We start from the raw sequence: 26,918 nt of genomic DNA on the forward strand, positions 1-26,918 counted from the left end.
GGTGGGGTGCCCTAGATCCAGCCGCGCTGCTTGAGCCGCCGATACAGCACCAGGACGGCCGCACCGGTCAGCGCCAGCAAGGCCGGATAGGCCCATGGCCATTTCAATTCGGGCATGCCGACGAAATTCATGCCGTAGAGGCTGAACACCACTGTAGGCAAGGCGAGCAGCGCGCCCCAGCCGGCCAGTTTCTGCACTGATTCATTCTGCTTCACCGACAGCGAGGCGAGATGGAACTGCATGGCGTCGGATGTCGAGGCGCGCAGGCGGTCGATGGCAGCCGACACCCGGACCGCGTGGTCGTGGATGTCGCGGTAGTAGGCCTTGAGCTCCCGGGTGGACAACTCGGGGTGCAGGCGAACGAGGTTCTGTGAAATTTCCTGCATCGGTTCGGTAGCGTCGCGCAGGGTGGTCAGGTCGCGTTTCATTTCGTAGAGCTGTTCAAGCATGTCGCGTCCCGACTCGACGCCGCCCATCAACTGGCTTTCCAGCGAATGGAAGCGTTCCTGCATGCCTTCGATGACCGGCCTGAACTGGTCGACGATGAGATCGAGCACCAGATACAGCGCGTAAGGCGTGGCCGCCTTGAGCCCGTTGGGAAGGCGCTGCAGGCGGTCGCTCACGCGCTGGTAGCCGCCGCCGCTGTCGTGGCGGATGGCAACGACATAATTCCTGCCCACGAACAAATGCGTTTCGCCGAGTTCCAGACGTGCTTCCCATAGCTGGGCCGTGCGCACGGCTATGAAAATATGCCCGTCGTACTCTTCCAGCTTGGGGCGCTGGTGCGTGGAAATCGCATCTTCCAGCGCCAGCGCATGCAGGCCGAGTTCCTGGCCAAGGCGGGTGATGGTCTGGCTGTCCGGCGATTTCAGTTCGACCCAGATGAACCGGTCCAGCTGCCCGACATGCTCGCTGATGTCATCGAATGCGATGGGTTGGGCTTTGGAATCGGCGAAGAGGAGGCAGTTGATGGTGAACTCCAGCAGCGGGTGACAGTCGTGATTCTAGGGCGTGTCCATGTGGATGGCAGGCGGATTCAAGATCGGCAGGCTTTGTCCGTCATTGTGGGGGGCCGTGCATCTCGCCCCCGTTTTGTTATTGCCCGGCTCGAAGCTGCGCTCGCCACACAATAACAATTGTCGTTCGAATAATAAATCATGGGAGACAACATGAGGAGAACAGGGATGTGCCTGGCCTTGCTGCTGGGTGCGGCATGCCAGGCTGCGCCGCCTGCACCCTATGCGTTCGGCGTGCTCAACCACCGGAGCCTGCAAGCGACCGCAGCGTACTGGAACCCCATCCTGACCTACGTGTCGGCCCGCTCGGGGGTACCGCTGGAACTGCACATCGGGCGCACCGCGAATGAAACCACCGACCGCGTGGTCGCGGGGAAGCTGGATTTTGGTTGGCGTGTCCTGGCCAGGCAGGATACGCAGGGCATCCGCGGACAGGTGGTAGTGCTCGACCGTTCGCCGGTCACCACATTGCACGAACTGGCCGGCGAGCCGGTGGCCTTCGCGAATCCGTATGGCCCTACCGGGTATTACCTGCCGATGGATATGCTGCTGCGCGCAGGCGTCAACGTCACGCCGTTGTTTGCTGGAAACCAGGAGGCGGCGATGGGGCAGCTGGAATCGGGCCAGGCGGTGGCGGCTGGCGTAAACAACCAGGTCATGGCCGATTTCGCCCAGCGTCGCCGATTGAAATACCGGGTGCTGGCCGAGTCCAAACGCTACTTCGACCTCGCCGTGATGGCGTCGCCGCGGATCAGTGCGGCAGACGGCAAAAAAGTCAGGCAGGCCTTTATCGACATGGCAGGCGACCCGGAAGGGCTGCGCATATTGCAACAGGCGGCACAATCACTCGGGTTGTCGAGCGTGCGGGGATTTGTCGCGGCGGAAGACCGCGATTATGCCAATTACAGGGCGTTCTTCAAGAAAACGCGGGTGCCGCTGAATGAATGACCTGCAGGCGGTGCGCCGCACGCCTTACAGTCTGCATGCGCGTATCCTGGGCACGGTGTTCGTACTGGTCATGGTGATGTATCTGGTGGCCCTGGCGGTGCTGGGCCTGCCGCTCACGGAACGCGCGCAGCAGCATCTCGATGTGACGGCCGAACGCGAACTCAGCGCGATCAAGACGGCGATCCAGGATCAGGCGCTGTTGCGCGACTACCCCGCGATCGAGCAGGCGATCAAGGCGCGCGTGGACCATTTCCACACCCTGAATGTCCGATTCACCACTCGCCAGGTGACGTTCGAGGCGGATACGCCGCCCGAACCGCCGCCTTATCCCGCCTGGTTCGCTGCGCTTCTGGATATCCACGAGCCGCATAGGCAATCCGAGCTCATCGTAGGCGGCGCATCCTACGGCATGGTTTCGGTGGCACTGGACGACACCGCCACTATTCAGGGCTTGTGGGCGCTGGCGATGCGCTTCACCCTGCTGGCGATTGGCAGTCTGGTTGGCGTCATGCTGCTGCTGCGCTGGCTGCTGCAGGTCAATCTGCGTGGTCTGCATGCCCTGCGAACGGCCGCGAAATCGATCGAATGCGGCGATTTCAATGCGCGTGTCAGCCTGGCGCATGGTTCGCCGCTCGAAGTGCGCGAAACCCAGCTGGTGTTCAACCGCATGGCCGATCATGTCGGTCGGCTGGTGGCCGAACTGGAACGTGAGCATGGGGAACTGCTGGTTGAGAAAGAGCGGCTGCGGGTGACGATCGAATCCATTGCGGATGCCGTGGTGGTCACCGATGCGGAGGGATGCATTGCGTTCCTCAATCCCCGGGCGGAAGAACTGACCGGCTTCAGCAGCGCCGATGCACAGGGCAGACAGGTCTCCGAGGTGCTGCCTCTGGTCGATGAGAACAGCGGTGCGCCCGTAGCCAATCCACTCGAGCAGGCACTGCGTTGGAATACGGTCGTCGGTCCGGGCAGCCATGCGGTAATCCGCCGTCAGGATGGCGCAACGATAGCGATCAGCGATACGGCAGCACCGATCCGTTCCGGCGACGGCAAGATCCAGGGCGGCGTGCTGGTGTTCCAGGATGAGACCGAGCGGCGCAGCCTGATGCAGCGACTGGCCTGGCAGGCGGAACGTGACTATCTTACAGGGCTGTGGAATCGCCGCTCGATGGAGGACAAGCTGAACGAGGCTTTGCATGGCGTGCAGCAGGCGACACGGCGCGGCATTTTCTGCTACATCGACCTGGATCGGTTCAAGCTGGTCAACGATACCTGCGGGCACCGTGCAGGCGACGCCTTGCTGCAACGTCTGACCGCCATCATGGCGCGCTGTGCGGAAGGCAAAAACCATTATCTTGCGCGGCTGGGCGGCGACGAGTTTGGCCTGTTGTTCATCGATAGTACGCTGCCCGCTGCGCTGGACCACATACAGGGCCTGCGTGACGAAATCGGTCGTTTCCGCTTCGAGTGGGACGACAAGGTGTTTCGCCTGGGCGTGAGTTTCGGCGTGACCGAATTGCACGCGGACATGACCGATGTCGGCGAGATCCTGGCACAGGCCGACACGGCCTGCTACCACGCCAAATCGCTCGGCGGCAACGCGATCCAGGTCTACGAAAAAACCCATCCCGCCCTGCGGAAGATCAATGACGAGATGCAATGGGTGGGCGCCATCACCAAGGCATTCGAGGCGCACCGGTTTATGCTGTATCGCCAGCAGAAAGTGGCCTTGTCACCAGATGCTTCGACGTCGCACTACGAGATCCTGTTGCGCCTGCGTGGCGAGGATGGCGCGATCATCTCGCCCGGTGAATTCCTGCCGGCAGCCGAGCGCTACGGGCTGGCACCCAGCTTCGACCGCTGGGTGATCCGCAATTTCTTCGCCTACCTCGACACGCATCCCGAGGATGACGCCTGTTATGCGATCAACCTGTCGGGGCGCAGTCTGAGCGATCCAGGCACGGCCGATTTCGTCCTCGAAGAAATCGGCCAGTATCATTTCGATCCTTCGAGGATCAGCTTCGAGGTGACCGAAACCGCCGCCATCGACAGCCTGGATTCGTGCGAGCAGCTGATCCTGGCGCTGAAGTCGCATGGCATCCTGTTCGCGCTGGACGACTTCGGCAAGGGGCAGTCATCATTCGGCTACCTGAAGCGCCTGCCGGTGGCTTACCTCAAGATCGACGGCGAATTTGTGCGCGGCATGGACCACGACCGCGAGAAGCTCGCCATCGTCAAGGCCATCCATACGCTGGGGCACGAACTGGGCAAGCAGACCATCGCCGAACAGGTCGAAACCGAGGCCGAGCTGAACTGCCTGGAAGAAATGGGGGTGGACTTCGTACAGGGCTATCTGCTGCACCGGCCGGCGCCGCTGCTGGTCAACTGACGCTGAATCGTCCGGCATCACCGGCAATGGCGTGTTGTTTCAGTGATACGTTTGCATGGTTTGACGAAGAACGGATAGAGAAGAGGACTCGTTTTGAGGATATGCCAAGTCATCGCCAGCTATGGTGAAGGTGGACTGGAAAAACACGTACGCGAACTGACGCAGCAGATTCTTGCGGCTGGCCATGAAGCAATCGTCCTGGGCGATCGACGGTTCCTGGTGACGTTGCCTGAAGAGGCGCGACAGGTTCCGGTGCATTTCAGTCTGAGTCGCCGCAATCCCCTGTTGCTGCTCGAATTGCTCGTCAAGCTGCGAGCTTGCCGCTGCGATGTGATCCATGCCCAGGCCAACAAGGCGGCCAGCCTGGTGGCTTCTCTGAAGCCGTGGTTGCGCAGTCCAACCATAGGGACGTTGCACAACATGAAACGTGATGTCGAGGCGTTCCGGAAACTGGATCATGTCGTCACTGTGAGCCGGCATCTCGCCCGGTCTTTCCCCGCGACGCAGGCCTCGGTTATCTACAATGGCGTCGACCAGCCAGGTTTCGAGAAGATCGATATCCGGGGGATATATCAGTTGCCCGCCGATCTCCCCGTCCTATGCGCCGTCGGTAGACTGGTGACTGCCAAGGGATTCGATGTGCTGCTGGATGCCATCGACGGATTGCCGGTCAGCCTTGTGATAGCGGGAGAAGGGCCCGAGCGCCCCGCCCTGCAGCAACGCGTGGCGAACTTGACGTCCGCGGCCAATATCCGTTTGCTGGGCCATAAGGACAATATCCCTTCCCTGATGGCTTCGGCAGACGCAGTCATCATCGCTTCCAGACGAGAGGGGTTTTCCTATGTGTTCAACGAGGCTTTGTTTTGTGATGTGAAAATAGTATCCACCGATGTTCCCGTTGCGAACGAAGTGCTGCCTCCCGAGTTGATCGTTCCGGTCGGCGATGCTGCGGCGCTTCGGGAAAAATTGATCAGTCTTCTCGACAATGGGGAGGGGTGGGAACGCATGATGCATGCACCGCGGCAGTTTGCCCGCGAGCGCATGACCAAACGGGCGATGGGCCTAAGCACCTTGGCGGAGTATGAGAAATTACTGACGCCGAAGCCATAGGGAATGCCTAAGGGCAATCGAAGGCAAAACCCGCATGGACCCGCGTCACTTCCTGCAGATCAAAACGGCAGCGCGAGACCGGGTGCGGCCTGGTGGATCACGCGGCGGAAATCGGCCTGGATCCGTTCCAGCGCTTCGTTCGTATCGGCTTCGAAGCGCAGCACGATCACCGGCGTGGTGTTCGACGGTCGTGCCAGGCCGAAACCATCGGCATACTCGACGCGCAATCCGTCGAGCGTGATGATCTCCCGGGCATCGGGGAAGCGCGCGGTTTTCTGCAGCGTATCCATCAGCGTGTAATGCTCGCCTTCGGCCATCTTGATATTGAGTTCGGGCGTGTTCACCGTGTCGGGCAGGCTGTGCAGGGTGGCATTGATGTCGGGCTGTTTGCTCAGGTATTCGAGCAGGCGCGCGCCGGCGTAGAGTCCGTCGTCGAAGCCGAACCAGCGCTCCTTGAAGAACACGTGGCCGGACATTTCGCCGGCCAGCAGCGCGCCGGTTTCCTTCATCTTCGCCTTGATGAAGCTGTGGCCTGTCTTCCACAGGAGCGGGCGGCCGCCGCGTTCGCGGATCCAGCCGAACAGATTGCGGGTGGACTTCACGTCGAAAATGATCTCGGCACCCGGGTTGCGGCTGAGCACATCGTCGGCGAACAGCATCAACTGGCGGTCGGGGAAGATGATGCTGCCGTCCTTGGTGACCACGCCGAGGCGGTCGCCGTCGCCATCGAAGGCGAGACCGATTTCGGCGTCGCTGGTTTTCAGCGCGGCGATCAGGTCCTGCAGATTCTTGGGCTGCGAGGGATCGGGGTGATGGTTGGGAAAGTTGCCGTCGACCTCGCAGAACAGCTCCTCCACCTGGCAGCCCATGTCGCGATAGAGTTTGGGCGCGAAGGCGCCGGGGACGCCGTTGCCGCAGTCGATGATGATCTTCATCGGCCGCGCGAGTTTCACATCCGATACGATGCGCGTGAGATATTCGCCCGCGATGTCGTGCTGGCGGTAGCCTCCGTCGCCGTGTGCGAGATCGTTGTTCACCAGTCGCTCGCGCAGCTTCTGGATGGCCTCGCCCGATAGCGTCTCGCCACCGAGCACCATTTTCAGGCCGTTGTAGTCGGGCGGGTTGTGGCTGCCGGTGACCATCACTGCGCTGTTGGTGCCGAGCTGGTAGGCGGCGAAATAGGTCATCGGCGTGGCGACCATGCCGAGGTCGACGACGCCGATGCCGGCCTTGCGGATGCCGCGCCCAAGCGCTGCGGCGAGATCGGGGCCGGACAGGCGGCCGTCGCGGCCGATGCAGATTTCGGTCTGGCTGCGCGCCACGGCCTCCGACCCGATGGCGTGGCCGATGGCCTCGACGATTTCCGGCGTGAAGGTCGTGCCGACGATACCGCGGATGTCATAGGCCTTGAAGATTTCCTTGGGGTATTCCACAACACGCTCCCTGTTTTCAGATGGATCGATTCTACCCGGGCTGTGTGTCGAAATGCTGCATCAATCGGCGTGGAAGCCAGTCGAGGTTGCCCGGGAACGGGCCGGAAGGGAAGGCGACGTGGCCACCGGTGGCTGGCTGTTCGAGCGTGACGGTCGGCGAGACTTCGTCTGGCGACGGCAAGGCCCAGGCCGGCAGGAACGGATCGTTTCGCGCGTTGATGACGAGTGTGGGGACTGCGATGGCGTGCAGCAGGGGTTTGGCGGAGACCTTCAGCCAGTAATCGTCGGCATCGCGAAAGCCATGCAGCCGGGCCGTGACCAGCGTGTCGAATTCGCGGAAGGTGGTGGCGGCCGCAATCGCTTTCGCATCCAGGGCGCCGGGAAAGCCGACGGCCTTGCGCAGGGCTTTCTGCTTCAGGGTGACGAGGAAGCGCGCGGTGTAGACACGGCGATTGAAACCATGATCGAGCGTGTGGCCGGCTGCGGCGAGATCGAGCGGCGCGGAAACGCCGGCGGCACGTTCGACCAGCGTACGTGCCGCTTCGCCCTGTTCGCCCAGCCATTTCAGCAGCGCGTTGCCGCCGAGCGAAACGCCGACGGCGTAAACCGGGGCATGGGCGTGCAAGGATTTGACGTGACGCAGCATGCGTTCGATGTCCCCGCTGTCGCCGGCAAAATAGGCGCGCGGCAACCGGTTGTCCTCGCCCGAGCAGCCGCGGAAATGCGCCACCACACCATGCCAGCCGCGCATCCGGGCATGGGCCATGAGGTCGCGCGCATAGTGACTGTCCGCACTGCCTTCCAGGCCATGGAACAGCACTACCACCGGCGCACCGGCGTGGCCGTCCACCCAGTCGAAATCGAGAAAGTCGCCATCCGGCAATTCCAGCCGTTCGCGCCGATAGGCTACCGGCGGAACGCGGATGAACAGGCTGCTGTAGATGGTTTGCAGGTGGCCGCCGGGCAGCCAGACAGGGGCGCGATAAGCCATGCTTTCCGGAAAGGACATGGCGCGGGGGTTAGCCAAATCGCTGCCGATCCTTCTTAATGCAGGACCACGGGCGGCGTGTGCGAGGGCGGCGTGCCGCCCACCTGGAGCGGCGAGGCGTGGTGCAGCACCATGCGCCAGCCGCCGTCGGCTTCCTTGCGGTAGACATTGGTCGCGAGTATGGGCGGGCGCGGTTCCGTCTCCTGGCCAATGACGAGGTATTCGCGAACGATACGGACGACCTGCGAGGTTTCGCGTAGCTGGTGGGCGATTTCCACCCGTACGCTGAACTGACCCGCGGCCTCGAACATGCTGCGCCAGCCGGCCGCTACGGCGGTACGCCCATTCAGCGGCGCGGCCAAGGGATGGATGCAGGCGATGCTGTCGTCGCTGGCCCAGACCGCCATCATGGCGTCAAGCGAGCGGGTCTCGAAAGCCGCGTAGAACGCGGCTTCGGCAGCTTCGGGAGTGGGAAACGTGGATTCGGACATGGTTCTCGAATCAGGACCTGCCGCCCCGGGCCAGGGACGACAGACCTAGTGATGGCTGCCGCTGGGCTTGCCTTTCAGGCGATAGAGCGTGCCGCAATACGGACACAGCGCATCGCCGCGCGCCTCGATAGGCAGATAGACGCGCGGGTGGGCACTCCAGTCGCTCTGCTGAGGCATCGGGCAATGCAGTGGCAGGTCGCTTTCGGTGATTTCGATGACGCGCTGGGTATTGTCGTGCCGCTCGCTCATGTCGCGCCCGCTTCAGACCGGGCTGAGCCAGTCGGTGTGGGCTGCGGCACGGCCATGCACGCAGTCGAAATACATCGCCTGCAGCCTGGCGGTGATGGGGCCGCGCGTGCCTTCGCCGATGGTGCGGTTGTCGAGTTCGCGGATCGGCGTGACCTCGGCGGCGGTGCCGGTGAAGAAGGCCTCGTCGGCGCAGTAGACCTCGTCGCGCGTGATGCGTTTTTCGACCACCTGCAGGCCGATCTCGCCGGCGAGCTGCACGATGGTGTCACGCGTGATGCCTTCCAGCGCGGCGGTGAGGTCGGGCGTGTAGAGCTTGCCGTTGCGGACCATGAAGAAGTTCTCGCCCGAGCCTTCGGCGACGAAACCGTCGACGTCCAGCAGCAGGGCTTCCTGGTAGCCGTCCATCTCGGCTTCCTTGTGGGCGAGGATCGAGTTCATGTAGTTGCCGTTGGCCTTGGCCTTGCACATCGTGATGTTGACGTGGTGACGCGAAAACGAGCTGGTCTTCACGCGGATGCCGTTGGTGATCGCTTCGTCGCCCATGTACGCGCCCCAGGGCCAGGCGGCGACGATGACGTGCACCGACAGGTTCTTCGCCGAGATGCCCATCGCTTCGGCGCCGAAAAACGCCATCGGGCGCAGATAGCCGGATTCGAGCTTGTTCTCGCGCACTACCGTCCGCTGTGCCTCGGAAATGGTGTCCTTGTCGAAGGGCAGCTTCATGCCGAGGATATGGGCCGAGCGGAACAGCCGGTCGGTGTGCTCCTGCAGGCGGAAGATCGCCGTGCCCTGTTCGGCCTTGTAGGCGCGCACGCCCTCGAAGACACCCATGCCGTAGTGCAGGGTGTGGGTCAGGACGTGGGTGGTGGCGTCGCGCCAGGGGACGAGCTTGCCGTCGTACCAGATGACGCCGTCGCGGTCGGCCATGGACATGGTGAAAATTCTCTAACGAATGGAAAACGCCAATCTTACCGGATTCCGGGCGAGGAAAAGCACCCGGCACGCAGCGGATGTTGCCGTTCAGGCTGCCTGGCAAGGCGGCTTCAGAGATAGGTTTTGGCTTCCTCGCCCGGATTGGGAAGCCCTGCCAGGCGCCAGGCCTCGCGCGGATTGGGGAACAGGTGTTGCATGCAGTCGGCTTCTTGCCCAATGAGGTGGCAGACATGGCTGAGCGCGGTGACAGTGTTGAACTTGGAGAACTCGCTCCGCAAGGCCTGGAGCAGGGCAAACTGCGCCTTGCTGAGGGGGCCGATGCCGTCGGTTTGGGCGATACGGTCGGCCAGGCTTTCATTCCACATGGCGGGATCGATCAGGAAACCGTCGAGATCGAAGACGGCGGTGCTGGATGAATCGAGCCGTGTATTCATGGCAACCTCCTGGTGTGGGGCGTGAGAATGTTAGGTATAGCACCCTGTCCGCAATCAGCCAGGCTTGAGCGGAAGTACCGATTCGGCCGGCTGCGGCCGGCCGAAGTGATAGCCTTGGGCATAGTCCACGCCAAGTTCCGTCACCCACCGAAGAATGGCCTCGGTCTCGACGTATTCCGCAATCGCCAGCTTGCCATAGCCGTGTATGGCCTCGACCAGGGCTCTTACGAACAGGCGATCGTCCTCGCTGTGATCCAGTGTGCGAATGAATGAGCCGTCGATTTTGACGAAATCCACCGGCAGATGTTTCAGGTACTGGAAGGTGGAAAAGCCCACGCCGAAATCGTCCAGCGCCAGCTTGCAGCCGAGCGTTCGAATGCCGGTGAGCAGGATTTCGGCATGCGTCATCTGGTTCAGGGTCGCTGTTTCGGTGATTTCCAGGATCAGCTGATGCGGCTGGACGCCTTGCTGCTCCAGCATGGCTTGCAACAGGGCAGGCAACTCGGGGTTGTCGAGGCTGCGGGCGGACAGGTTGACCGCAAGGTGCAGACCGGGCCGGCTTGCGATCAGAGAGATGGCATGCTGCAGCACCCACTGATCGATCTCCCGGATCAGCCCCGAGGCTTCGGCCGCAGCGATCAGCGGAGCGGGCGGCAGAATCTGCCCGTCCGGCGCCCGGACCCGCAGCAGCGCCTCATAGTGCACGGCCCGTCCGGCCTGGATCGACATGATGGGCTGGAGGAACAACGCCAGCCGGTTGTCGTGCAGCGCGTCGGTGATCAATGCAAGCTGCGACGTGCGGTCCAGCAGGCTTTCGCGGGTGCCGTCCCCCGGGTTGTAGAGATGCCAGTTGGAGCGGCCTTTGGCACGCGCCTGGGATAGTGCCAGATCGGCATGGCCCAGCAGGCTTTCCGTGGTGCAGTCGGGCTGGACTACGGCGATGCCGACGCAGGCGGTGGCGATGTGCTGGTCGCGGTCGCCCTTGCACAGAAAACGCGCAGTCTGCAGCAACTGGGCGTCCGGCAGGGGTTCGAAGTAGAGGGCAAACTCGTCGCCGCCCAGCCGTGCGGCCAGCTTGGGTGCCGGCTGCAGTTCGCGCAGCCGTTCGGCCATGTTCTGGATCACGGCATCGCCGGCGCTGTGGCCGGCCAGGTCGTTGATCGCCTTGAAATCATCCAGGTCGATCAGCAGGAGGGCGCCGCTCTTCAGTTCGGTCAGGGCGTGGGCCAGCCGCCGCTGGAAGCCCTGGCGGTTGTAGAGTCCGGTCAGCGTGTCGTAGTCGGACAGATAGCTGGCGCGAGCCTGCGCGCTCTTGAGTTCGGTCAGGTCCAGTCCCACCGAGAGGATCAGTGGTTCGCTGTCGCCTTTTGGGCCGATCAGCGAATGCACCCAGGTGATGTTGCGCAGGCCGTCGGGGGTGGCGAGCAGCGCCTCGAATCGCAGCGGCGCGGGGTCGTTGAGGAAATGGACGAGAAGCCGCGAACGCCAGTCGCGGCTTTCCTGTGGCGCGATCATCTGCTTGAAGTAGTCCTGCCCGATCAGCTGCTGCTCGGTGAGGCCGGTCAGGGTTTCCACGTAATGGTTGGCCATCCGGATCACGCCCTGGCGATCCTGGGTCAGGATCAGTGCCTGCGCCGTGTCCAGCAGGCCGGAGATGAAGTCGCGTTCGTGCGACAGGGTGTCGACCAGCTTGGCGAGATCGTTCTGCTGGCTGCGTGCGGCAGTGTCGAGCGATTCAAGCTGGCTGGCGAGCGTGAGCGCCGCTTTTTCCAGGGTGGAGAGTTCGTCGCCCGGTGCGATGTCGCGGAACTGCAGATGCTGGCGTGCGTCGCGCCAGCGGCCGTCGCCCAGCAATGGCAGGCCGGTGCTGACCCGGTTCATCCGCCGCATCAGCCAGGCGAGCGAAACCAGCAGCACGCCTTCGGCGAGGATGAAAACGGTCAGCCCCGTGACCAGATTGGTCAGGAAAGATTGCCTGATGGCGCGCTCGGCATCGGTTACGTCCTTGCGTGCAATGAAATACGGGGTATCGGGCGTACTCGCAAGCGGCTTCAGCTTTTGCCATACATAGGCCTTGCCTTTGCTGTGGGTCAGCGCCGATTCGATCTGCAGCCGTTGTGGATAAGGAACGAAATCCGCCTGGCCCACCATTGCCCCGATGTCCGGGGTGGTGGCGGCGATCAGCGCGGTTTTCTGCTGACGGTCGACTGCGACCGCCAGGTCGTGCCCGCTGCTTTGGCCAAACGTGCTCAGCAGGTTGGACAGGTCCATCGAGACTACCACCACGCCGGCGGTGCGGCCCTGGCGTAGCACCGGCGCTATGCCGTAAAACAGGCAGCGTTCGGCACAGTACAGGCCGCTGGCCGGATGTTCGTTCGAGAGCACCTCACCGAGCCGGGACGCGATCAATGCGTCGGGCGCCGGCATGCTGCCGAAACCGGTCAGCAACCGTCGACCGGCATCGTACAGGCGCAGGCTTTCGAATCCCTGGTTGAGGCTGAGCTGTTCCCAGTAAGGCTGCAGGGCGAAGCCGGCATCCAGATCGGGCGGGCCGCCATGACTGGCCACCAGAAAATCGGCCAGTGCCGATCCGGCATCCACCAGCTGGCGTTCGTTTTGTTGGATCAGGAAGCGTAGCAGCGCCTCGTTGCGGGTTGCGCTATCGAGGCGTGTCTGCTGGACTTCGCGGCGCAGGTTGGCGTCGTTGATCCAGGTGAGCGCCATCGTACCGATCGCCATGGCCAGCGTGAGCGGCAGCAGCAGCTTCCATTTCAGGCTGAGAAAGACGGGCGATCGCATGGCCTAGAACCGATAGGCTGCCTGCAGGAGCCACATGTTCCAGCGTTGTTCGCGGCTGAGAAAGACAGGGTTGTCCGGGCCCGGCAGCCAGCCGGTGCCATCGACATGGTGGAACTCCGCACGCAGCATCAGGTTCGGCGTGGTGTCCCAGCGCAGCCCCAGCGTCGTGTCGCGGGCAAACATGCTGTGGGCCGGCAGACCGGTGGCGGCGGCAAACAGACGACCGTCCTTGTCGTGCTTGTCCCGGTAGAAGACGTCATGGCGCAACATCAGTTCCCAGGCTGGCAGGAAACGCCATTCGCCCTGGAGATACCCCGCCTGGATGACCCGGTGGCTGTTGGGCAGGAACGGGCCGAAGCCTGCGGTATCGAAGCGGGGCTCGCCATACTCGGCCGTCAATGTGACGGTATCGAGGCGTTGCTGGGCCGTGAAGAGGATATTGCGGAACTGCACCTTGCCTGCTGCCAGCGTGTCGCTGCTGCCGGGCGCATACTCGGCCCTGGCATTGGCATAGGTCAGCATCAACGTGGTATCGGTCGGCAGATCCCAGCGCAGGCGGGCGCCCAGTGCACCCTTGCCTTCCAGCTTGCCCGGCCGCGTGTTGCCAAGAAAACTGTAATCGACGGAGGGGCTGTCGAAATTGGGACGCACCCAGCCCAGCAGGAAATCGAACGCGCCGTATTCCTGCACGCTGGCACCATGCAGGAAGGCTCCGGGCGCGGCGAGTAGCAAGTCGCGGCTGTTGTCGACATAGACCGACTGCGGCAACAGGATGCCGGAACGCGTGAACGGTACGTCGCGCGTTTCGTTATACAGGCCGTAGGGAAGCTTGACCTTGCCGAACTTGAGTCCGAGCTGGCTGACATCGGTCTGGTAAAACTGCCAGTCCGCCTGGGCATAATCCACGCGCAGGCCATCCCGATCGCTTTCGCCCGCACGCCGATACAGGATCTGGCCGGACAGCCGCACCGCGTCGAGCGCCTGCCAGGTCCCATGGAGGCCGGCTTCGGTGAACTCGGTGCTGACGCCGTTCCGGCTGTCGCCGAAGAAACGGTTGTTGGTGCTGCCGATCAGGCCCTGGGCGGCGAACCCCTGGATCTGGTAGCGGGGGCCGGCCAGTTCGTCAGCCCGGACGGGCGACACTGCCAGCAGGCTGCCCAACAGCAGGCTATTCCAGCCTAAGCGTCTTGATGCCGTCATAAACCATGTCCTTGCTTGTATAACCGATTGCGCCCGGTGTGGCTCGAACGCGTGCCCGCATTTCGTTCTCGTCCTTTACCTGAATCGGCGCACTGGCCATTCCGCTGAAGCTCATCCGGTCCCAGGTCTGGCGCAGACGATAGGGATACAGGCCGAGCTTCTCCTTGGCGAAGGCCACGTGCGCCGGATGGTCATCCGGCAGGACGAAAACCACGATGGGTTGGTGGTTGGGCCACAACGTCTGGCGCAGGGTGTAAATGTTGCGCAGGGAGGTGATGCTGATGCTGTGGCCTTCAACGTCGGGATTGACGATGATTCCAGCTGATGCGGTAAGCGGGCTGAGCAGACATGTCAGCAACACCAGCCGCCAGAAAAAGAAATACGCTTGAGCCACTGGGCGTCGGAAGTTTGTTTTATCAGGTTGCCGCTTTATAGCATGGCAAATGCAGCACGGGCAGTAATCAGAGGATTCGTTTGTGGTCGAGTTGTCTGACCAGCGTACGTACGGGGGCGGGGAGCGCGGCATCCAGAGCGTCGGCCAGAGGGAGCCAGATCTGGCCGGGTGGTGTGTCGGGGCGTGGCGCCAACTGGAGCCGGACCGGCTGGATGTGTAGCTTGAAGTGGGTGAAGCTGTGTGTGAACTGCGGGAGCGCCTGCCTGGCCAGCGCGGTGAAGCCGAAGCGCTCGCGGCAGTGGCTGGCGGCGTCGACGTCGGGAGCCAGTTCGGGCAGGCTCCATAAGCCGCCCCAAATACCCTGCGAGGGACGCTTTTCAAGCATGAGTTCGCCGCGGTCGAGCAGCAGCAGCATCTGCACCTGCTTTTCCGGCAGTGCTTTCCTGGGGCGTGGTGTTGGCAATTCGTGGGCGCGGCCTTGCGTATGGGCGACGCAGTCGGTATTGACCGGGCAGACCGCACAATTTGGCTGGCTACGGGTACAGACGAGTGCGCCGAGATCCATCATGCCCTGGGTATAGGCCTCGATGGCCGTGTCGGGCAGCAACGACTCGGCCCGCGTCCACAGCGCCGACTCGACTTTCTTGTCGCCGGGCCAGCCAGCGATGCCGCCATGGCGTGCCAGGACGCGCTTGACGTTGCCATCTAGAATGGCGCAACGCTGGCTGAATGCCAGCGCTGCAATGGCCGCAGCGGTCGAGCGCCCCACGCCCGGCAGTTGCGCGATGGCGTCGGGCCGGGCCGGAAATATCCCGCCATGTCGGGTCACGACGGCGCGTGCCGCCGCGTGCAGATTGCGCGCGCGGCTGTAGTAGCCAAGCCCGCTCCACAACGCGAGCACGTCGTCTTCCTGGGCGGCGGCCAGGGCCGGCAGATCGGGGAAACGGGCGACAAAGCGCTCGAAATAGGGGATGGCCGTGGCAACCTGGGTCTGCTGCAGCATGATTTCCGACAGCCAGATACGGTAGGGATCGCGTGTGCCCTGCCATGGCAGGGTATGACGGCCGTGGTGCAACTGCCAGTGGATGATGCGGGACGCAAATGATTTTTTCACCCCGGCAGGGTAGCACCGTTTAGGGTACAAGCCGTGGCGAAAGGAGGGGCAAGCGAAGCCCGCGAGTCAGTTGCCTGCTCAGGCGTGGCCGAGTTTCTGGCGGAACAGGTTCATCAGCTTGCCGAACGCCGACTCGGTGATCGACTTGCGTTCGACCAGCACGGCTTCGCCGCGGCGCAGCTTGTCGGCCAGGCGATGCAGGCCGATGGAAAAGCTGTTCATGCCATCCTGATCCGAGAACAGGTAGGTGTTCTTGATGCTGCTGACCCAGCCCAGTCGTGCCCAGCGGAACGTGCCGTCATCGTAGTGGAATTCCACCCAGTCGCCCTTGTTCAGGGCAAGGGCGCGCTGGGTGAATTCGTCTTCCACTTCAGGCGTGGCCGGCTCGGCTTCGGCTGCCACGATCGGGGGGGCTTCCGGTACGGCAGGCGCGAGCGCTTCGATTTCTTCGGGGGTGATGTCGGGCAACGGAACCGGCTGGGCATTGGGCCGTACCGCGTTGGCGTGCAGGATGACCAGGGTGGCGAAGAAACGATCGGAGAGTTTTTGCGGCAGGTCGATTTCTGCCGTACCTTCACGCAGGCGCTTCAGCAGCCCGGGCAGAATGCGCACCAGCATCAGGCGTGCATCCATATCCGCCTTGGGTTGCACGCTCCAGACCAGTTCGCGCATGGTTTCGACATGGCTGTTGAAATGCGCGCCCTGCTCGCCTTCGCTGATGTAATCCTGGGTAAGCAACTGCGCCCAGTCGCGGCGCAGGAATTCGCGCACCGCATCGCCTGCCTGTTGGTCCTTGAGCGCGCGATTGATGAAATCATGCACGATGACCGGCGCGAGTTCGGCGCGTTCGCTTTGCTTGATCTGGGCGATATCCGGTTGCAGGCTGACATCCACCGTTTCCTCGAGCGTTTCTTCCAGAGTGGAGGCCATGGCCTCCAGCTCGATGGCAGCGGATTCGAATACGGCAATGTCCTGCTCGAAACTGTCCAGCACCCGGCTGACCACTTGCGAGATGGCATCGAGACGGGCATTACCCGTCTCGTTGTCGGGCAGGTGTACGGAAAGCGTGGCGATCGCATCCAGCATGCGGCGCACCGGATGATTCGACTGTGAGAAGAAATTGCGGTCCAGCATCGCCGCCTTCAGCACCGGAATCTGCAGGCGCGCAATTTGGGCCTTGAGGCGATCGGGGATGGAGGCTTCGTCGAACACCACGTCGAACAGCATGGCCACAGCGTCCACCAGCACCGCATCGAGCGGGCTGGCTGCCTGCATGACTGGGCTTTGCTGCAAGCTGCGCAGCACGTTGCTGACATTGGTGGCTTCCAGCAGGGGCAGTTCGAAGCGTCCGCCTCCGGGCAGCATGAGGGCGCCGGATTGAAGCTGGCTGAGCGAATCAAGCAGGCTGAAGCCGGCAAGCCCGGCCGACGCACTGCCACCGCCCGCACCGGTACCGGCGGCATATCCGCCTGTGGCCGGCGCGCCGCCATGCGCGAGCTGCTCGAACAGCCTGAACATGTCGCCGCCGGTTTGTCCCTGCATGGCAGGGCCCGTACCGGCAGAGGGTGTGCCGTGTTGGGCGGGTCCCGAGCTTTGTGCCCGGTTCTTCGCGCCGACTTTCAGGTCAGGCAGGATGCCGCGGTCGATCAGATGGCGGTTGATGGCCTGGTAGATGTGGGCGAGTTCGGTGGTGAGCACCAGATCGAACTGGTTCAGCAGAACGATTCGCACGTCCTGTTCCAGCTGCATGCGGGTGATGCCGTCGAGCATCGCTTCGCACAGCGCACGCGGGCCCAGCGGGTTGTCGTTCTCGGCCAGATCGCTGCGGCCCAGCAGATGGGCAATACGAGCATCCAGGGCAACCAGTTCCTCGGCGCAGTTGAAGCGCAGTCGCGAGGTGGCTTTATCGACTGCCAGCGTGATTTCGAAATCCTGGTCGTCCACCAGGGACAGTTCGAGCAATTCGCTGCCGGTCGTTTTCTCGCGATTGAGCGCAAAATCGCTGAAGTTCTGGCAGTAGGCGTCCTTGCAGGCACTCAGTAATTCGTTGGCCTGCTTGTTGAGGATGCCCTGGGCGCCGTAATACGTATTGCGTGTGTCCAGCAAAGGCGAACGGTCGGCCATTGCCAGCAGGGTGTTTTCCATGGCCTCGGTCTGCCGAGTCAGCACACGGGTCGCACCTTCGATCAGCAGGTCGCGGCAGCCGTGCAGGACGGACAAAGTCTCGGCGGAGACCTGCGCACGGCGCGCTCGCTCGAATTGATTGAGGTTAACTACGACTGAATTGTCTGGCATCTCGCGCTCCATGGGGATCACCTCGCGGTATCGGCGGCTGGCCGGCCAACGGAGGGTGTACGCGTGACAGGAGTACTGCCGGCGGCCCCGCTATCTCGTCAGCCGGATGTGGCGGGCGAGACCGGTAACTTTGCGTCCCTGCCTCGCGGCGGGTTTGCCCTGTTCGGTGGTCGGCGATTGCGCCGAAAAATCGACACACAACCGCATAACTGACCTATCGGCCAAGCTGAACGAAACTTGAGTGTAGTCGAAGCCGAAATATTAAGCGCGACCGTTTACCAAGCTGTCCTTAAGGCGCAGCATGGCATTTCGGGTTAGTGACTGCTCCGGAATCCGAGCCCGGCCGGTCCGGATTTCCACCGCGAGTCCCTCGCAATCCAGTGAAAAGCGCTGCTCGCCTTCGCTGTCACAAAACAGCAGGTAGCCACGTACGCCGACCCAGGCCACGCGGGCAGTCGCAAGACCCTCGTAAGGCGGGTCGAAATCCACCCAGTCGCCCTCGATCAATTGTTGCGCCTGCAGCAGGGCGGGATCGTTTTCCTGTGGGGCCGGCACCTGGTCGGCCAACGATTCGATTTGCGCTTGCGAGATGCGCTTCGGGGTAAATGTGCTCACCCGCGCTTCGCGATGTCCCAGGGCAGGGCGGATCCAGCATTCCTGAGTGGCCGTGATGGCGCTGAAGAAATCTTTCAATTGCGCTGGTTCGGCCCCCTGGGCCAGGAGGCCCTGCCGCAATGCGGCATTGATGGCGGGGATCGATTGCAGTCGGGTTTCGCGCGTGGTATCGCTGTCGGGCGTCTGCAGGCTGAGGAAAAGATTCTGCAGGGTCTGGCAGGCCGCCCGCCAGTCGGGGCCTTCGCCGGATTCGGCCATGTACAGGGAGGCCATATGCGGAACCCAGGCGGTTTCCAGCCGCCGCAGGACGGATTCCGGGGCAGGATAGCGTTCGGTCAGGTCATTCAGGTTTTCCAGCGCCAGCAGCGTGCCCAGTTCCTGCCGCTCGATCTGCTCCAGATGCGCGACTTCAGCATTCAGTGCGACTTCCGTGCGCGCATCCTCGCCCGCCAGCCAGACGGCGAGTGCGCTGTGTGCCCGGGCAAAAGCCTCGTTCGGGTGATCGGCGTCGTCGAGAACGGTGGCGCAGGCGGTATGGATTTGCTCGAGCGCGCTGTGGTGCGTCGCGTCGCCTTCGGGAAAGCGTCGGGAGAACTGGCCCATCAGGTCGATCAGTTGGCGTGCCGGGTGTTGGTCGTCGCTGAAAAACTCGGGCGAAATGAGCGCCACCCTGAGGGCCGGGATCTGCAGGTGCGCGATCTCGACCTTGTAGTTCGGCGAGACGGCGGGATCGTCGAGGATGAATTCGAACAGGCCTGCCAAGGCATCCAGTATGGCGAGATCGAATGCACCGGTGCCGGCTTGGCGTGCATCCTGCTGCAGTTGTCGCAGGACCAAGGACGGTGTTTCGCCGCCGGCGCTTGTGGGTCCGGGGGGGAAGGCATGCCAGTCGGCCAGGCTGTCGACCAGGCTGTCGACCAGGCTGCGCGGCGGGGCACCCTGGAGCAGCCCGGTTGAAGACCCTCCGCTTGCTGGGCCTGTTCCTCCGGCGGCGGAGGCGGACTGGATATGCGCCAGCACAGCGTGTCCTACGTCAGGCTCGCTTCGTCGGGACGGGGATGGACGGGGGGCATCCGGCACCGGAAGGTCGGGAAGATCGACCATGCTGAGAAATTGATTGAGCGCCGTGTAAGTGTGTTTCAGCGTATCGAGCAGCGGCGCGCGTACGCATTCGAGCAAAAAGGTACCGCATGCCGAACTCATGCCTTGCGAATCAAGTGCGCGTGAAAGGGCGCGAACGACCGGAAGCGGGCCGTAGGCATCGGGATGGTTCGTGTTTTTTTCCTGCTTGGCCCGTTGCACCGCCTGGATGCGGCGGAACAGCGGCAGCATGTCGGCGCGCAGCGTTTCGGTCATGTCGGCAGCAAGCTTCTCTTCGGCCAGTTGACGCTTGAGCGTGTCGTCGTCCACCAGCTGCAGTTCGGGCGCAGGATCGCCGTGGTGACGGGGAAATGTCTCGGGCCGGGCGAGGTGGCGGCGAAACTGGTCGGCAAACGCGGTGGACAAGGCTTCCGGACTGGTGTTGAGCAGGTCGAGACAGGTTTGTCCGGTGGCGACGTGCGGGGTGTCCATCCGGTCGGCCAGCACCCGGAAGATGGTGTCCTGGATCGCGGTGCGACTGCGCTGGAAGAAATTGTCCAACGCCTGCGTCATGCGCGCATCGACCTCGTGCAGCAAGGCGTCGGGGGAGGACGGGGCGGGCTTGGTATTCATGGCCTTAACACTATCAGGAGTTACCCCAATCAATCGGCGGCAAGCCATATCTGGAGCGGGCGACTCATGAGCTTGGGAAGCTCAGGTAATGCCACTATACGACGCCCGCGCGGTATCGGTACCCTTCAGGGTAGAATCCGTCATGATACTGAAACTTGCACACCTCCGATAGAAGAAGCGCTTTGTGATTGAACTGCTCATCAACGGCGAATCCCGCAGCTTTCCAGCTCCGCTTTCACTTGCCCGGCTCGTCGAGACCCTCGACCTGGCTGGCAAGCGCATCGCGATCGAGCGCAACGGCGCGATCGTGCCAAAGAGCCGGCACGCGGATACGCAGCTTGTATCTGGCGACCGGCTCGAAATCGTGGTCGCGGTCGGCGGCGGTTGAGCCAGCCGGCACGCCACCATTTACCCCTCACCTCTCACCCCTCACCCCTCACCCTCACCCCCATGGAACCTCTCGTCATCGCCGGACAACCCTATGCCTCCCGTCTGCTGGTCGGCACAGGAAAATACAAGGATTTCGAACAGACGCGTCTCGCGGTCGAGGCCTCGGGCGCGCAGATCGTCACCGTCGCGATCCGCCGTACCAACATCGGCCAGGACGCCAGCCAGCCCAGCCTGCTGGATGCGCTGCCGCCGTCGAAATACACGTATCTGCCCAATACCGCGGGCTGCTACACGGCAGACGATGCGATCCGTACCCTGCGCCTGGCGCGCGAGCTGCTCGACGGCCATTCCTTGGTCAAGCTCGAAGTGCTGGGTGACGCCGAGTCGCTGTATCCCAACGTGTCCGAAACGATCCGGGCCGCCGAGGTGCTGGTCAAGGATGGCTTCCAGGTCATGGTCTACACGTCCGACGACCCCATCGCCGCCAAACAGCTGGAGGACATCGGCTGTGTCGCGGTGATGCCGCTGGCAAGCCTGATCGGCTCCGGCATGGGCATTCTCAATCCGTGGAATTTGCAGATCATCATCGATCGGCTGTCGGTGCCGGTGATCGTCGATGCCGGTGTGGGGACAGCGAGCGACGCCACCATCGCGATGGAACTGGGCTGCGATGCCGTATTGATGAACACTGCGATTGCAGGCGCGGGCAATCCCGTGCTGATGGCCTCGGCGATGAAGAAGGCGGTGGAGGCCGGGCGCGAGGCCTTCCTCGCCGGCCGCATGCCGAAGAAGATCTACCAAGCGAGCCCGAGCTCGCCGACCAGCGGCCTCATTACAGGCGGCAAATGACAGCATGACGAGCGAAACCGGCGCGCATCCGCGCATCCGTTCCTATGTGCTGCGCGCCGGACGCGTCGGTTCCGGCCAGGCGCGTGCACTGGCCGAGATCGGACCACGGTTCATGCTGCCCTACCAGCCCGGCGTGATCGATCTCGACGCCGTGTTCGGCCGGTCGGCCCCCCGCATTCTGGAAATCGGTTTCGGCATGGGCGAGGGGCTGGCCGAGATTGCCGCCGCTCACCCCGAAAACGATTACCTTGGTGTGGAAGTCCACACGCCGGGTGTCGGTGCGCTGCTGAAGCAGGTCGGCGAACACGGTCTCGCCAACGTGCGCGTCATCCAGCACGATGCTGTCGAGGTGCTGACCCACATGCTGGCGCCCGACGGTCTGACCGGCGTCCATATTTTTTTCCCCGATCCCTGGCACAAGAAGCGTCACCACAAGCGGCGTCTGATCCAACCGCCATTGGTACGACTGCTTGCCAGCCGCCTCCGCCCTGGCGGTTATATTCACCTGGCGACCGACTGGCAGGATTACGCCGAACAGATGCTCGCGGTGCTCTCCAGCGAACCGCTGCTCGCCAACACCGTGGCAGACTACGCGCCGCGTCCCGATACCCGACCCCTGACCAAGTTCGAGCAGCGCGGCATCCGCCTGGGACATGGCGTGTGGGACCTGCTATTCCGCCGGTCTTAGAAATCCGTCAGGGCATGCGGCTATGATGCAGGCCATGGACATCCTCGAACTTGCCAAGGCCGCACTCGCGCTGTTTGCCATCGTCGATCCGGTCGGCGTGATTCCGATGTTTCTTCTGGCCACCCAGGGTTACACGCTTGCGCAGAGCCATGCAGCAGCGCGGATCGCCGCATTGACCGTGCTGGGGGTGCTGACGCTGTTCGCCTTTCTGGGTGAGCCGCTGCTCACGTTCTTCGGCATTCGCCTGGCTGCGTTTGCGGTGGCGGGCGGTTTGCTGCTGTTGCTGCTGGCCTTGTCGATGGTGCAGGCCCGCGTCAGCCCACAACGGCAAACCCAGGATGAAGCGGTCGAGGCTGAGGAGCGGGATGCAGTGGGCGTGGTGCCGCTGGGTATTCCCCTGCTGGCCGGACCAGGTGCGATCACCCACGTGATCGTGGCGGCTTCCGCTGCCAAGGGCGAAGTGCTGCATCAGACGGCCCTGCTGATCCCGATCGGACTGGTTGCACTGTCGGTCTGGCTGTCATTTCGCGCCGCACCCGTGATTTCACGGCGGCTGGGAAAAACCGGGATTCATGTCGTCACCCGCTTGATGGGATTGATCATCGCGGCGATTTCAGTCGAGATGATCGCGGACGGACTCGGCAAGCTGTTCCCCGGCCTGCTGACCTGATTGGGTGCGTGGTGCACCGGCAAGGTGCGCAGTTAGGCAACTTGTCCGTCATTCAGGCGTCCTATCATGCGATTGCGCGGGCATTCATGCCCTTCAGGGTACGATTGATGCGCCATGCAAGCCATCCACTACAAATAAGGAGCCAGGTATGGAATTCGGAATCGTCGGACTCGGTCGCATGGGCGGCAACATGGCGCGGCGGCTGGCGCGCAAGGGGATCAGGATCGCAGTCACAAATCGCAGCCATGACGTGAGCGAGGCCATCGCAGCTGAAACCGGGCATCTCGCCTGTGTCTCCCTCCAGGACATGGTGGCGGCCTTGCAGACGCCGCGCATCGTCTGGCTGATGCTGCCGGCGGGCGAGGCCACCGAGACGGCGCTGGATACCCTCGCCCCACTGCTGTCGCCGGGCGATCTCGTGGTCGACGGCGCCAATGCCTATTACAAGGACGACCAGCGCCGCGCCGGACAACTGGCGAAACAGGCGATCGAGTTTGCCGATGCCGGCGTATCCGGCGGCGTGTGGGGATTGGAGAACGGCTACTGCATCATGTTCGGCGGCAGCGATGCGGCCGCCGCGCGGCTCAAGCCCTACATGGAGGCGCTCGCGCCCACCCCGACGGAGGGATGGCTGCATACCGGGCCGGTCGGGTCCGGTCATTTCGTCAAGATGGTACACAACGGTATCGAGTACGGCATGATGCAGGCCTTCGCCGAAGGCTTCGCGCTGATGAAGAACAAGCCGGGCTTCGATCTCGACATCGGTGAAATCGCTGAGCTGTGGCGGCATGGCAGCGTGGTGCGTTCCTGGCTGCTGGATCTGTCGGCCGATTTCCTGGCGAAGGATCAATCATTGGAATCCATCGAACCCTTCGTCGCCGATTCGGGCGAAGGGCGCTGGACGGCGCTGGAATCGGTGGAGCAGGGCATCCCCACGCCGGTGATGTCGCTGGCCCTGATGATGCGGTTCGCCAGCCAGGGCAAAAACGACTACGCCGCGAAAATGCTGGCGAAAATGCGTCAGGGATTTGGCGGCCATGCAGTGAAGGAGGGCTGAGATGAATCTGGCCAAGAATGCGAGTTCCGACAATCTGCCGTGTTCGTTCGTCATCTTCGGCGCGACCGGCAACCTCGCGTCGAACAAGCTGTTGCCTGCGCTGTATCACCTCGAGGCGGCGGCCCGATTGGCCGAATCGCTGACCATCATCGCGTTCTCGCGGCGCGACTGGACGACCGACAGCTGGCGCGAGCACATGCGCGAAGTCCTCAAGGACAGGATCAAGGGATCGCTCGACACGCCGGTGTTCGAGCGCTTCATCGCCCGTTTTTCCTATCACAAGGGCGACCTTAACGACGTCGAGTCCTTCCATGCACTGGCCAACCGTCTGCCGCCAGAGTCGGCGTGCTCAAGCACCGTGTTCTACCTGGCGATCAAGCCGGCCGAATTCAGTGCGGTGATCCAGAACCTCGAGGCCGTTGGCCTCAACAAGCCGCGTGGGCTGAACCGGGTGGTGATCGAAAAGCCCTTCGGCGAGGACCTCGAATCGGCCCAGATGCTGAACCGCCTATTGCACCAGCACTTCGACGAGGAGCAGGTCTATCGCATCGACCATTTCCTCGGCAAGGAAACGGTGCAGAACCTGCTGGTTTTCCGCTTCGCCAACACGCTGATCGAGCCCTTGTGGAACCGTAATTTCATCGACCACGTGCAGATCACGGTGGCCGAGTCGATCGGCATCGAGCAGCGCGCCGACTACTACGACCGCGCGGGCGCGCTGCGCGACATGCTGCAGAACCACCTGATGCAGCTGCTCACGGTCGTTGCGATGGAACCGCCGCCGGCGCTCGAGGCCGATGCGCTGCGCGACGAGAAGGTCAAGGTGCTGCGCTCGATCCGGCCGATCGCCAAGCGCGCGGTCCATGCCCACGCTGTGCGGGCGCAATATGCGCGCGGCAACATCGACGGCCAGTCGGTCATGGGCTACCAGCAGGAAGACGGCGTCGAGTCGAATTCGATTACCGAAACCTTCGTCGCGGCCAAGTTCTACATCGACAACTGGCGCTGGCGCGGCGTGCCGTTCTATCTGCGCACCGGAAAACGACTGGAGAAGCAGACGTCGATTATCGCAATCCGTTTTCGCCACCCGCCGCAACAGCTGTTCCGTGAAACGCCCGTTGAAACTTTGGCGCCGAACTGGGTGCTGCTGTCGATCCAGCCCGAGGAATCGATGCGCATGGAAATCCATGTGAAGCAGCCTGGCCTCGACATGGACACCCGCGTGATGCAGATGAACGCAAGCTTTCTGAAAACCGACGAGCAGACGCTCGATGCCTACGAGACCCTGCTGCTCGACGTGATCGAGGGTGATCGGTCGCTGTTCATCCGCTTCGACGAGGTCGAGTGGGCCTGGCGGGTAGTCGATCCCATTCTCCGGAACTGGACCGTCGAGCGCGAGTTCATCCCGACCTATCCTGCCGGGTCCTGGGGGCCGGCCGAGGCGAACCGGCTGTTCGACAGCGACGACCAGACCTGGCGCGACGAACTGTGATGACGACCCAGTGGCGGGTATTCGCCGATGCCGATTCGCTGGTGCGGGCGCTGGCCGACGCCCTGTGCGCCGAGGCCGCTGCGGCGATTGCCGCGCGTGGCGCGTTCCACCTGGTCCTGGCCGGCGGTACCACGCCGCGCACCTTGTATGCCGAGCTCGCGCGGCGTGGTGCCGGCGATGCGTGCTGGCATATCTGGTATGGCGACGAGCGCTGCCTTCCAGCCAATGATGCCGAGCGCAACAGCGCCATGGCCGAGGCCGCCTGGCTAGCGGCGTCGAACATTCCCGAGGAACAACGCTGGCCGATCCCTGCCGAGTTTGGTGCCGACGAAGCGGCAGCGGTATATGCGGATTGGCTGGAGCGCGTGGGCGATTTCGATGTCGTGCTGCTCGGCATGGGCGAGGACGGCCATACGGCGAGTCTTTTCCCCGGCCACCATTGGGGAACAGCGGAGGACAGTCCGGATGCGCTGGCCGTATCCGATGCGCCGAAGCCACCACCCCAGCGCGTGAGCCTGTCGGCGGCGCGGTTGAATCGCAGTATGAAGCTGTGGGTCGTGGTCACGGGCGCCGGCAAGCATGCGGCGTTGCAGCGCTGGCGCCGTGGCGAAACGCTGCCAATCTCGGCCGTCAAGGGCAGGCAGGAAACGGTCGCCTGGCTCGATGCCGCCGCATCGGCGCAGAGCGGCTGATCAGTCGCCGCTCGCGTCGGGTTCGGGCGCGGCTGTCTTTTTGGGCTTTTCCGCCGCGGCCAGCATCGCCTGCCGTGTCGCCGGCGTCTCCAGGCTGATGCGACCGAGCGTGCCGCTGCGGTAATCGGTCAGCAGGATCATCGCGGCCTTTTCCAGGTCGAGTTCGCCGCCGCGCCCCTTGAGGATACAGCCGCGTTTCTTCGCCACCGCCTCCAGCACGCCGGTCGCATCCAGCCCTTCAAGCGCGAAGCCATAGCGTGCCTTCAGCAGCTCCGGGTAGCGTTCGAGCAGGATGCCCGCCAGAAATACCGCCACTTCCTCGTCGATCACCGCGTTGCGGCCGATGGCGTGGCTGGCGGCCAGCATGAAGCCGTCGGCGTCGTGTTCGATCTTCGGCCAGGTCATTCCCGGCGTGTCGACCAGAATCAGCCGCGGCGACAGGTTGATGCGCTGCTGCGACTTGGTCACCGCCGGCTCGTCGCCCACCGCCGCCACCTTGCGCTTGACCCAGGTGTTCATCAGCGTTGACTTGCCGACGTTGGGAATGCCCATGATCATCAGCCGCAGCGGCTTGAAGGCATCGTCGCGATGTGGTGCAAGCTTCTGCGCCAGGCCCGGCAGCTTCGCCACGTCGCCGGGCTTCTTCGCCGAGATCGCCACTGCCATCACGCCGGGCTGCCTGTTGAAATAGTCGATCCAGGCGCGCGTTGCCTCGGGATCGGCCAGATCGACCTTGTTCAGCACCTTGAGGCAGGGGCGTTGCCTGAAGTGGCGCAGCTCGTGGATCATGGGGTTGCTGCCGGCCTCGGGCAGGCGCGCGTCGAGCACCTCGACCACCACGTCGATTTGCGCCATCGTCTCCGCGGCCTTCTTGCGCGCGGTGGTCATGTGACCGGGGAACCACTGGATCGCCATGGGGTGGGGGCTCGGCTAAAGGGCCGTGATTATCGCATCAGTGC

25 protein-coding genes and 1 riboswitch are annotated in these 26,918 nt (G+C 63.2%); of the genes, 11 read left to right on the top strand and 14 right to left on the bottom strand.

From position 1 onward, the window contains the following. Window positions 1-11: 11 nt before the first annotated feature. Entirely contained in the window at window positions 12-848 is an 837-nt protein-coding gene (locus tag ABT23_RS10660; RefSeq protein ID WP_296634954.1) for a magnesium and cobalt transport protein CorA, read from the bottom strand. On the opposite strand from ABT23_RS10660, the gene ABT23_RS10665 reads away from it, so the two are divergent. From ABT23_RS10665 to ABT23_RS10680, 4 genes are all read left to right on the top strand, one after another. Next, window positions 750-1,133, top strand: coding sequence for a hypothetical protein (locus ABT23_RS10665; protein WP_296634799.1), 384 nt, complete (start codon window positions 750-752; stop codon window positions 1,131-1,133). The genes ABT23_RS10660 and ABT23_RS10665 overlap by 99 nt on opposite strands. Before the next feature lie 51 nt (window positions 1,134-1,184). Next, the gene (locus tag ABT23_RS10670; protein ID WP_296634801.1) at window positions 1,185-1,964 is read left to right on the top strand and encodes a phosphate/phosphite/phosphonate ABC transporter substrate-binding protein; all 780 of its coding nucleotides are present in this window, start codon (window positions 1,185-1,187) and stop codon (window positions 1,962-1,964) included. After that, a complete protein-coding gene (locus ABT23_RS10675) occupies window positions 1,957-4,353 on the top strand; it encodes an EAL domain-containing protein (RefSeq protein ID WP_296634803.1) in 2,397 nt (798 codons plus the stop codon). The genes ABT23_RS10670 and ABT23_RS10675 overlap by 8 nt, the downstream gene beginning before the upstream one ends. A 93-nt stretch (window positions 4,354-4,446) precedes the next feature. Further along, window positions 4,447-5,463, top strand: coding sequence for a glycosyltransferase (locus ABT23_RS10680; RefSeq protein ID WP_296634806.1), 1,017 nt, complete (start codon window positions 4,447-4,449; stop codon window positions 5,461-5,463). 59 nt (window positions 5,464-5,522) lie between these two features. Here ABT23_RS10680 and ABT23_RS10685 read toward each other — a convergent pair whose 3' ends face one another. The 12 genes from ABT23_RS10685 to ABT23_RS10740 all read right to left on the bottom strand — a co-directional run bounded on the left by ABT23_RS10685 (window position 5,523) and on the right by ABT23_RS10740 (window position 20,121). Further along, on the bottom strand, window positions 5,523-6,896 hold the full coding sequence (locus ABT23_RS10685; protein ID WP_296634808.1) for a phosphomannomutase/phosphoglucomutase: 1,374 nt from the start codon (window positions 6,894-6,896) through the stop codon (window positions 5,523-5,525). Window positions 6,897-6,927: 31 nt separating this feature from the next. Then, complete coding sequence (locus tag ABT23_RS10690) at window positions 6,928-7,887, bottom strand: alpha/beta fold hydrolase (protein WP_296634810.1); 960 nt, start codon at window positions 7,885-7,887, stop codon at window positions 6,928-6,930. A gap of 53 nt (window positions 7,888-7,940) precedes the next feature. Beyond that, on the bottom strand, window positions 7,941-8,375 hold the full coding sequence (locus ABT23_RS10695) for a nuclear transport factor 2 family protein (protein ID WP_296634813.1): 435 nt from the start codon (window positions 8,373-8,375) through the stop codon (window positions 7,941-7,943). 45 nt (window positions 8,376-8,420) lie between these two features. Continuing rightward, entirely contained in the window at window positions 8,421-8,624 is a 204-nt protein-coding gene (locus tag ABT23_RS10700; RefSeq protein WP_018506805.1) for a zinc-finger domain-containing protein, read from the bottom strand. 12 nt (window positions 8,625-8,636) lie between these two features. After that, window positions 8,637-9,557, bottom strand: a complete 921-nt coding sequence (locus ABT23_RS10705; protein WP_296634816.1) for a branched-chain amino acid transaminase — start codon at window positions 9,555-9,557, stop codon at window positions 8,637-8,639. Between the two features lie 110 nt (window positions 9,558-9,667). Next, on the bottom strand, window positions 9,668-9,991 hold the full coding sequence (locus ABT23_RS10710; protein WP_296634819.1) for a TusE/DsrC/DsvC family sulfur relay protein: 324 nt from the start codon (window positions 9,989-9,991) through the stop codon (window positions 9,668-9,670). Between the two features lie 54 nt (window positions 9,992-10,045). Beyond that, window positions 10,046-12,790 (bottom strand): EAL domain-containing protein, encoded by a 2,745-nt coding sequence (locus ABT23_RS10715; protein ID WP_296634821.1) that lies wholly within the window; start codon window positions 12,788-12,790, stop codon window positions 10,046-10,048. A gap of 3 nt (window positions 12,791-12,793) precedes the next feature. Then, window positions 12,794-13,990, bottom strand: a complete 1,197-nt coding sequence (locus tag ABT23_RS10720) for a hypothetical protein (RefSeq protein WP_296634823.1) — start codon at window positions 13,988-13,990, stop codon at window positions 12,794-12,796. Continuing rightward, the gene (locus ABT23_RS10725; RefSeq protein WP_296634825.1) at window positions 13,959-14,384 is read right to left on the bottom strand and encodes a hypothetical protein; all 426 of its coding nucleotides are present in this window, start codon (window positions 14,382-14,384) and stop codon (window positions 13,959-13,961) included. The genes ABT23_RS10720 and ABT23_RS10725 overlap by 32 nt, the downstream gene beginning before the upstream one ends. A 67-nt stretch (window positions 14,385-14,451) precedes the next feature. Further along, window positions 14,452-15,498 (bottom strand): A/G-specific adenine glycosylase, encoded by a 1,047-nt coding sequence (mutY, locus tag ABT23_RS10730; protein WP_296634828.1) that lies wholly within the window; start codon window positions 15,496-15,498, stop codon window positions 14,452-14,454. A 78-nt stretch (window positions 15,499-15,576) separates the two neighbouring features. Then, on the bottom strand, window positions 15,577-17,793 hold the full coding sequence (locus tag ABT23_RS10735; RefSeq protein ID WP_296634831.1) for a DUF1631 domain-containing protein: 2,217 nt from the start codon (window positions 17,791-17,793) through the stop codon (window positions 15,577-15,579). Window positions 17,794-17,870: 77 nt separating this feature from the next. After that, window positions 17,871-17,962: riboswitch (cyclic di-GMP riboswitch) on the bottom strand. Window positions 17,963-18,054: 92 nt separating this feature from the next. Continuing rightward, complete coding sequence (locus tag ABT23_RS10740; protein ID WP_296634833.1) at window positions 18,055-20,121, bottom strand: DUF1631 family protein; 2,067 nt, start codon at window positions 20,119-20,121, stop codon at window positions 18,055-18,057. Between the two features lie 184 nt (window positions 20,122-20,305). Between ABT23_RS10740 and thiS the strand changes: the two genes are divergently transcribed. From thiS to pgl, 7 genes are all read left to right on the top strand, one after another. Further along, window positions 20,306-20,509 carry a sulfur carrier protein ThiS gene (thiS, locus tag ABT23_RS10745; RefSeq protein ID WP_296634836.1) on the top strand — a complete coding sequence of 68 codons (204 nt, stop codon included), beginning with the start codon at window positions 20,306-20,308 and terminating at the stop codon, window positions 20,507-20,509. 62 nt (window positions 20,510-20,571) lie between these two features. Further along, window positions 20,572-21,360, top strand: coding sequence for a thiazole synthase (locus tag ABT23_RS10750; protein WP_296634838.1), 789 nt, complete (start codon window positions 20,572-20,574; stop codon window positions 21,358-21,360). 4 nt (window positions 21,361-21,364) lie between these two features. Next, on the top strand, window positions 21,365-22,048 hold the full coding sequence (gene trmB / locus ABT23_RS10755) for a tRNA (guanosine(46)-N7)-methyltransferase TrmB (RefSeq protein WP_296634840.1): 684 nt from the start codon (window positions 21,365-21,367) through the stop codon (window positions 22,046-22,048). A gap of 34 nt (window positions 22,049-22,082) precedes the next feature. Continuing rightward, the gene (locus ABT23_RS10760; protein WP_296634844.1) at window positions 22,083-22,718 is read left to right on the top strand and encodes an NAAT family transporter; all 636 of its coding nucleotides are present in this window, start codon (window positions 22,083-22,085) and stop codon (window positions 22,716-22,718) included. Between the two features lie 148 nt (window positions 22,719-22,866). Continuing rightward, window positions 22,867-23,775, top strand: coding sequence for a phosphogluconate dehydrogenase (NAD(+)-dependent, decarboxylating) (gnd, locus tag ABT23_RS10765; protein ID WP_296634847.1), 909 nt, complete (start codon window positions 22,867-22,869; stop codon window positions 23,773-23,775). A gap of 1 nt (window position 23,776) precedes the next feature. After that, entirely contained in the window at window positions 23,777-25,267 is a 1,491-nt protein-coding gene (gene zwf / locus ABT23_RS10770; RefSeq protein WP_296634849.1) for a glucose-6-phosphate dehydrogenase, read from the top strand. Next, entirely contained in the window at window positions 25,267-25,959 is a 693-nt protein-coding gene (pgl, locus tag ABT23_RS10775) for a 6-phosphogluconolactonase (protein ID WP_296634852.1), read from the top strand. Before zwf ends, pgl begins: the two co-directional genes overlap by 1 nt. Here the strand turns inward: pgl and ylqF are convergent, their stop codons facing one another. Beyond that, a complete protein-coding gene (gene ylqF / locus ABT23_RS10780) occupies window positions 25,960-26,874 on the bottom strand; it encodes a ribosome biogenesis GTPase YlqF (protein ID WP_296634854.1) in 915 nt (304 codons plus the stop codon). It lies immediately after the preceding gene. Window positions 26,875-26,918: the final 44 nt, after the last annotated feature.

The sequence above is a fragment of the Thiobacillus sp. SCN 63-57 genome (assembly GCF_001725555.1).
In the GTDB taxonomy this organism is placed as follows: Bacteria; Pseudomonadota; Gammaproteobacteria; order Burkholderiales; family Thiobacillaceae; genus Thiobacillus.

What these genes read in the sequence shown, in the direction of transcription:
- trmB (WP_296634840.1), top strand. Translation starts at nt 21,365, where the DNA reads ATGACGAGCGAAACCGGCGCGCATCCGCGCATCCGTTCCTATGTGCTG.
- ABT23_RS10740 (WP_296634833.1), bottom strand. Translation starts at nt 20,121, where the DNA reads ATGAATACCAAGCCCGCCCCGTCCTCCCCCGACGCCTTGCTGCACGAG.
- ABT23_RS10700 (WP_018506805.1), bottom strand. Translation starts at nt 8,624, where the DNA reads ATGAGCGAGCGGCACGACAATACCCAGCGCGTCATCGAAATCACCGAA.
- gnd (WP_296634847.1), top strand. Translation starts at nt 22,867, where the DNA reads ATGGAATTCGGAATCGTCGGACTCGGTCGCATGGGCGGCAACATGGCG.
- ABT23_RS10735 (WP_296634831.1), bottom strand. Translation starts at nt 17,793, where the DNA reads ATGCCAGACAATTCAGTCGTAGTTAACCTCAATCAATTCGAGCGAGCG.
- ABT23_RS10715 (WP_296634821.1), bottom strand. Translation starts at nt 12,790, where the DNA reads ATGCGATCGCCCGTCTTTCTCAGCCTGAAATGGAAGCTGCTGCTGCCG.
- ABT23_RS10760 (WP_296634844.1), top strand. Translation starts at nt 22,083, where the DNA reads ATGGACATCCTCGAACTTGCCAAGGCCGCACTCGCGCTGTTTGCCATC.
- ylqF (WP_296634854.1), bottom strand. Translation starts at nt 26,874, where the DNA reads ATGGCGATCCAGTGGTTCCCCGGTCACATGACCACCGCGCGCAAGAAG.
- ABT23_RS10670 (WP_296634801.1), top strand. Translation starts at nt 1,185, where the DNA reads ATGTGCCTGGCCTTGCTGCTGGGTGCGGCATGCCAGGCTGCGCCGCCT.
- pgl (WP_296634852.1), top strand. Translation starts at nt 25,267, where the DNA reads ATGACGACCCAGTGGCGGGTATTCGCCGATGCCGATTCGCTGGTGCGG.
- ABT23_RS10695 (WP_296634813.1), bottom strand. Translation starts at nt 8,375, where the DNA reads ATGTCCGAATCCACGTTTCCCACTCCCGAAGCTGCCGAAGCCGCGTTC.
- ABT23_RS10710 (WP_296634819.1), bottom strand. Translation starts at nt 9,991, where the DNA reads ATGAATACACGGCTCGATTCATCCAGCACCGCCGTCTTCGATCTCGAC.
- ABT23_RS10675 (WP_296634803.1), top strand. Translation starts at nt 1,957, where the DNA reads ATGAATGACCTGCAGGCGGTGCGCCGCACGCCTTACAGTCTGCATGCG.
- zwf (WP_296634849.1), top strand. Translation starts at nt 23,777, where the DNA reads ATGAATCTGGCCAAGAATGCGAGTTCCGACAATCTGCCGTGTTCGTTC.
- ABT23_RS10750 (WP_296634838.1), top strand. Translation starts at nt 20,572, where the DNA reads ATGGAACCTCTCGTCATCGCCGGACAACCCTATGCCTCCCGTCTGCTG.
- ABT23_RS10720 (WP_296634823.1), bottom strand. Translation starts at nt 13,990, where the DNA reads ATGACGGCATCAAGACGCTTAGGCTGGAATAGCCTGCTGTTGGGCAGC.
- ABT23_RS10665 (WP_296634799.1), top strand. Translation starts at nt 750, where the DNA reads ATGCCCGTCGTACTCTTCCAGCTTGGGGCGCTGGTGCGTGGAAATCGC.
- ABT23_RS10705 (WP_296634816.1), bottom strand. Translation starts at nt 9,557, where the DNA reads ATGTCCATGGCCGACCGCGACGGCGTCATCTGGTACGACGGCAAGCTC.
- ABT23_RS10690 (WP_296634810.1), bottom strand. Translation starts at nt 7,887, where the DNA reads ATGGCTTATCGCGCCCCTGTCTGGCTGCCCGGCGGCCACCTGCAAACC.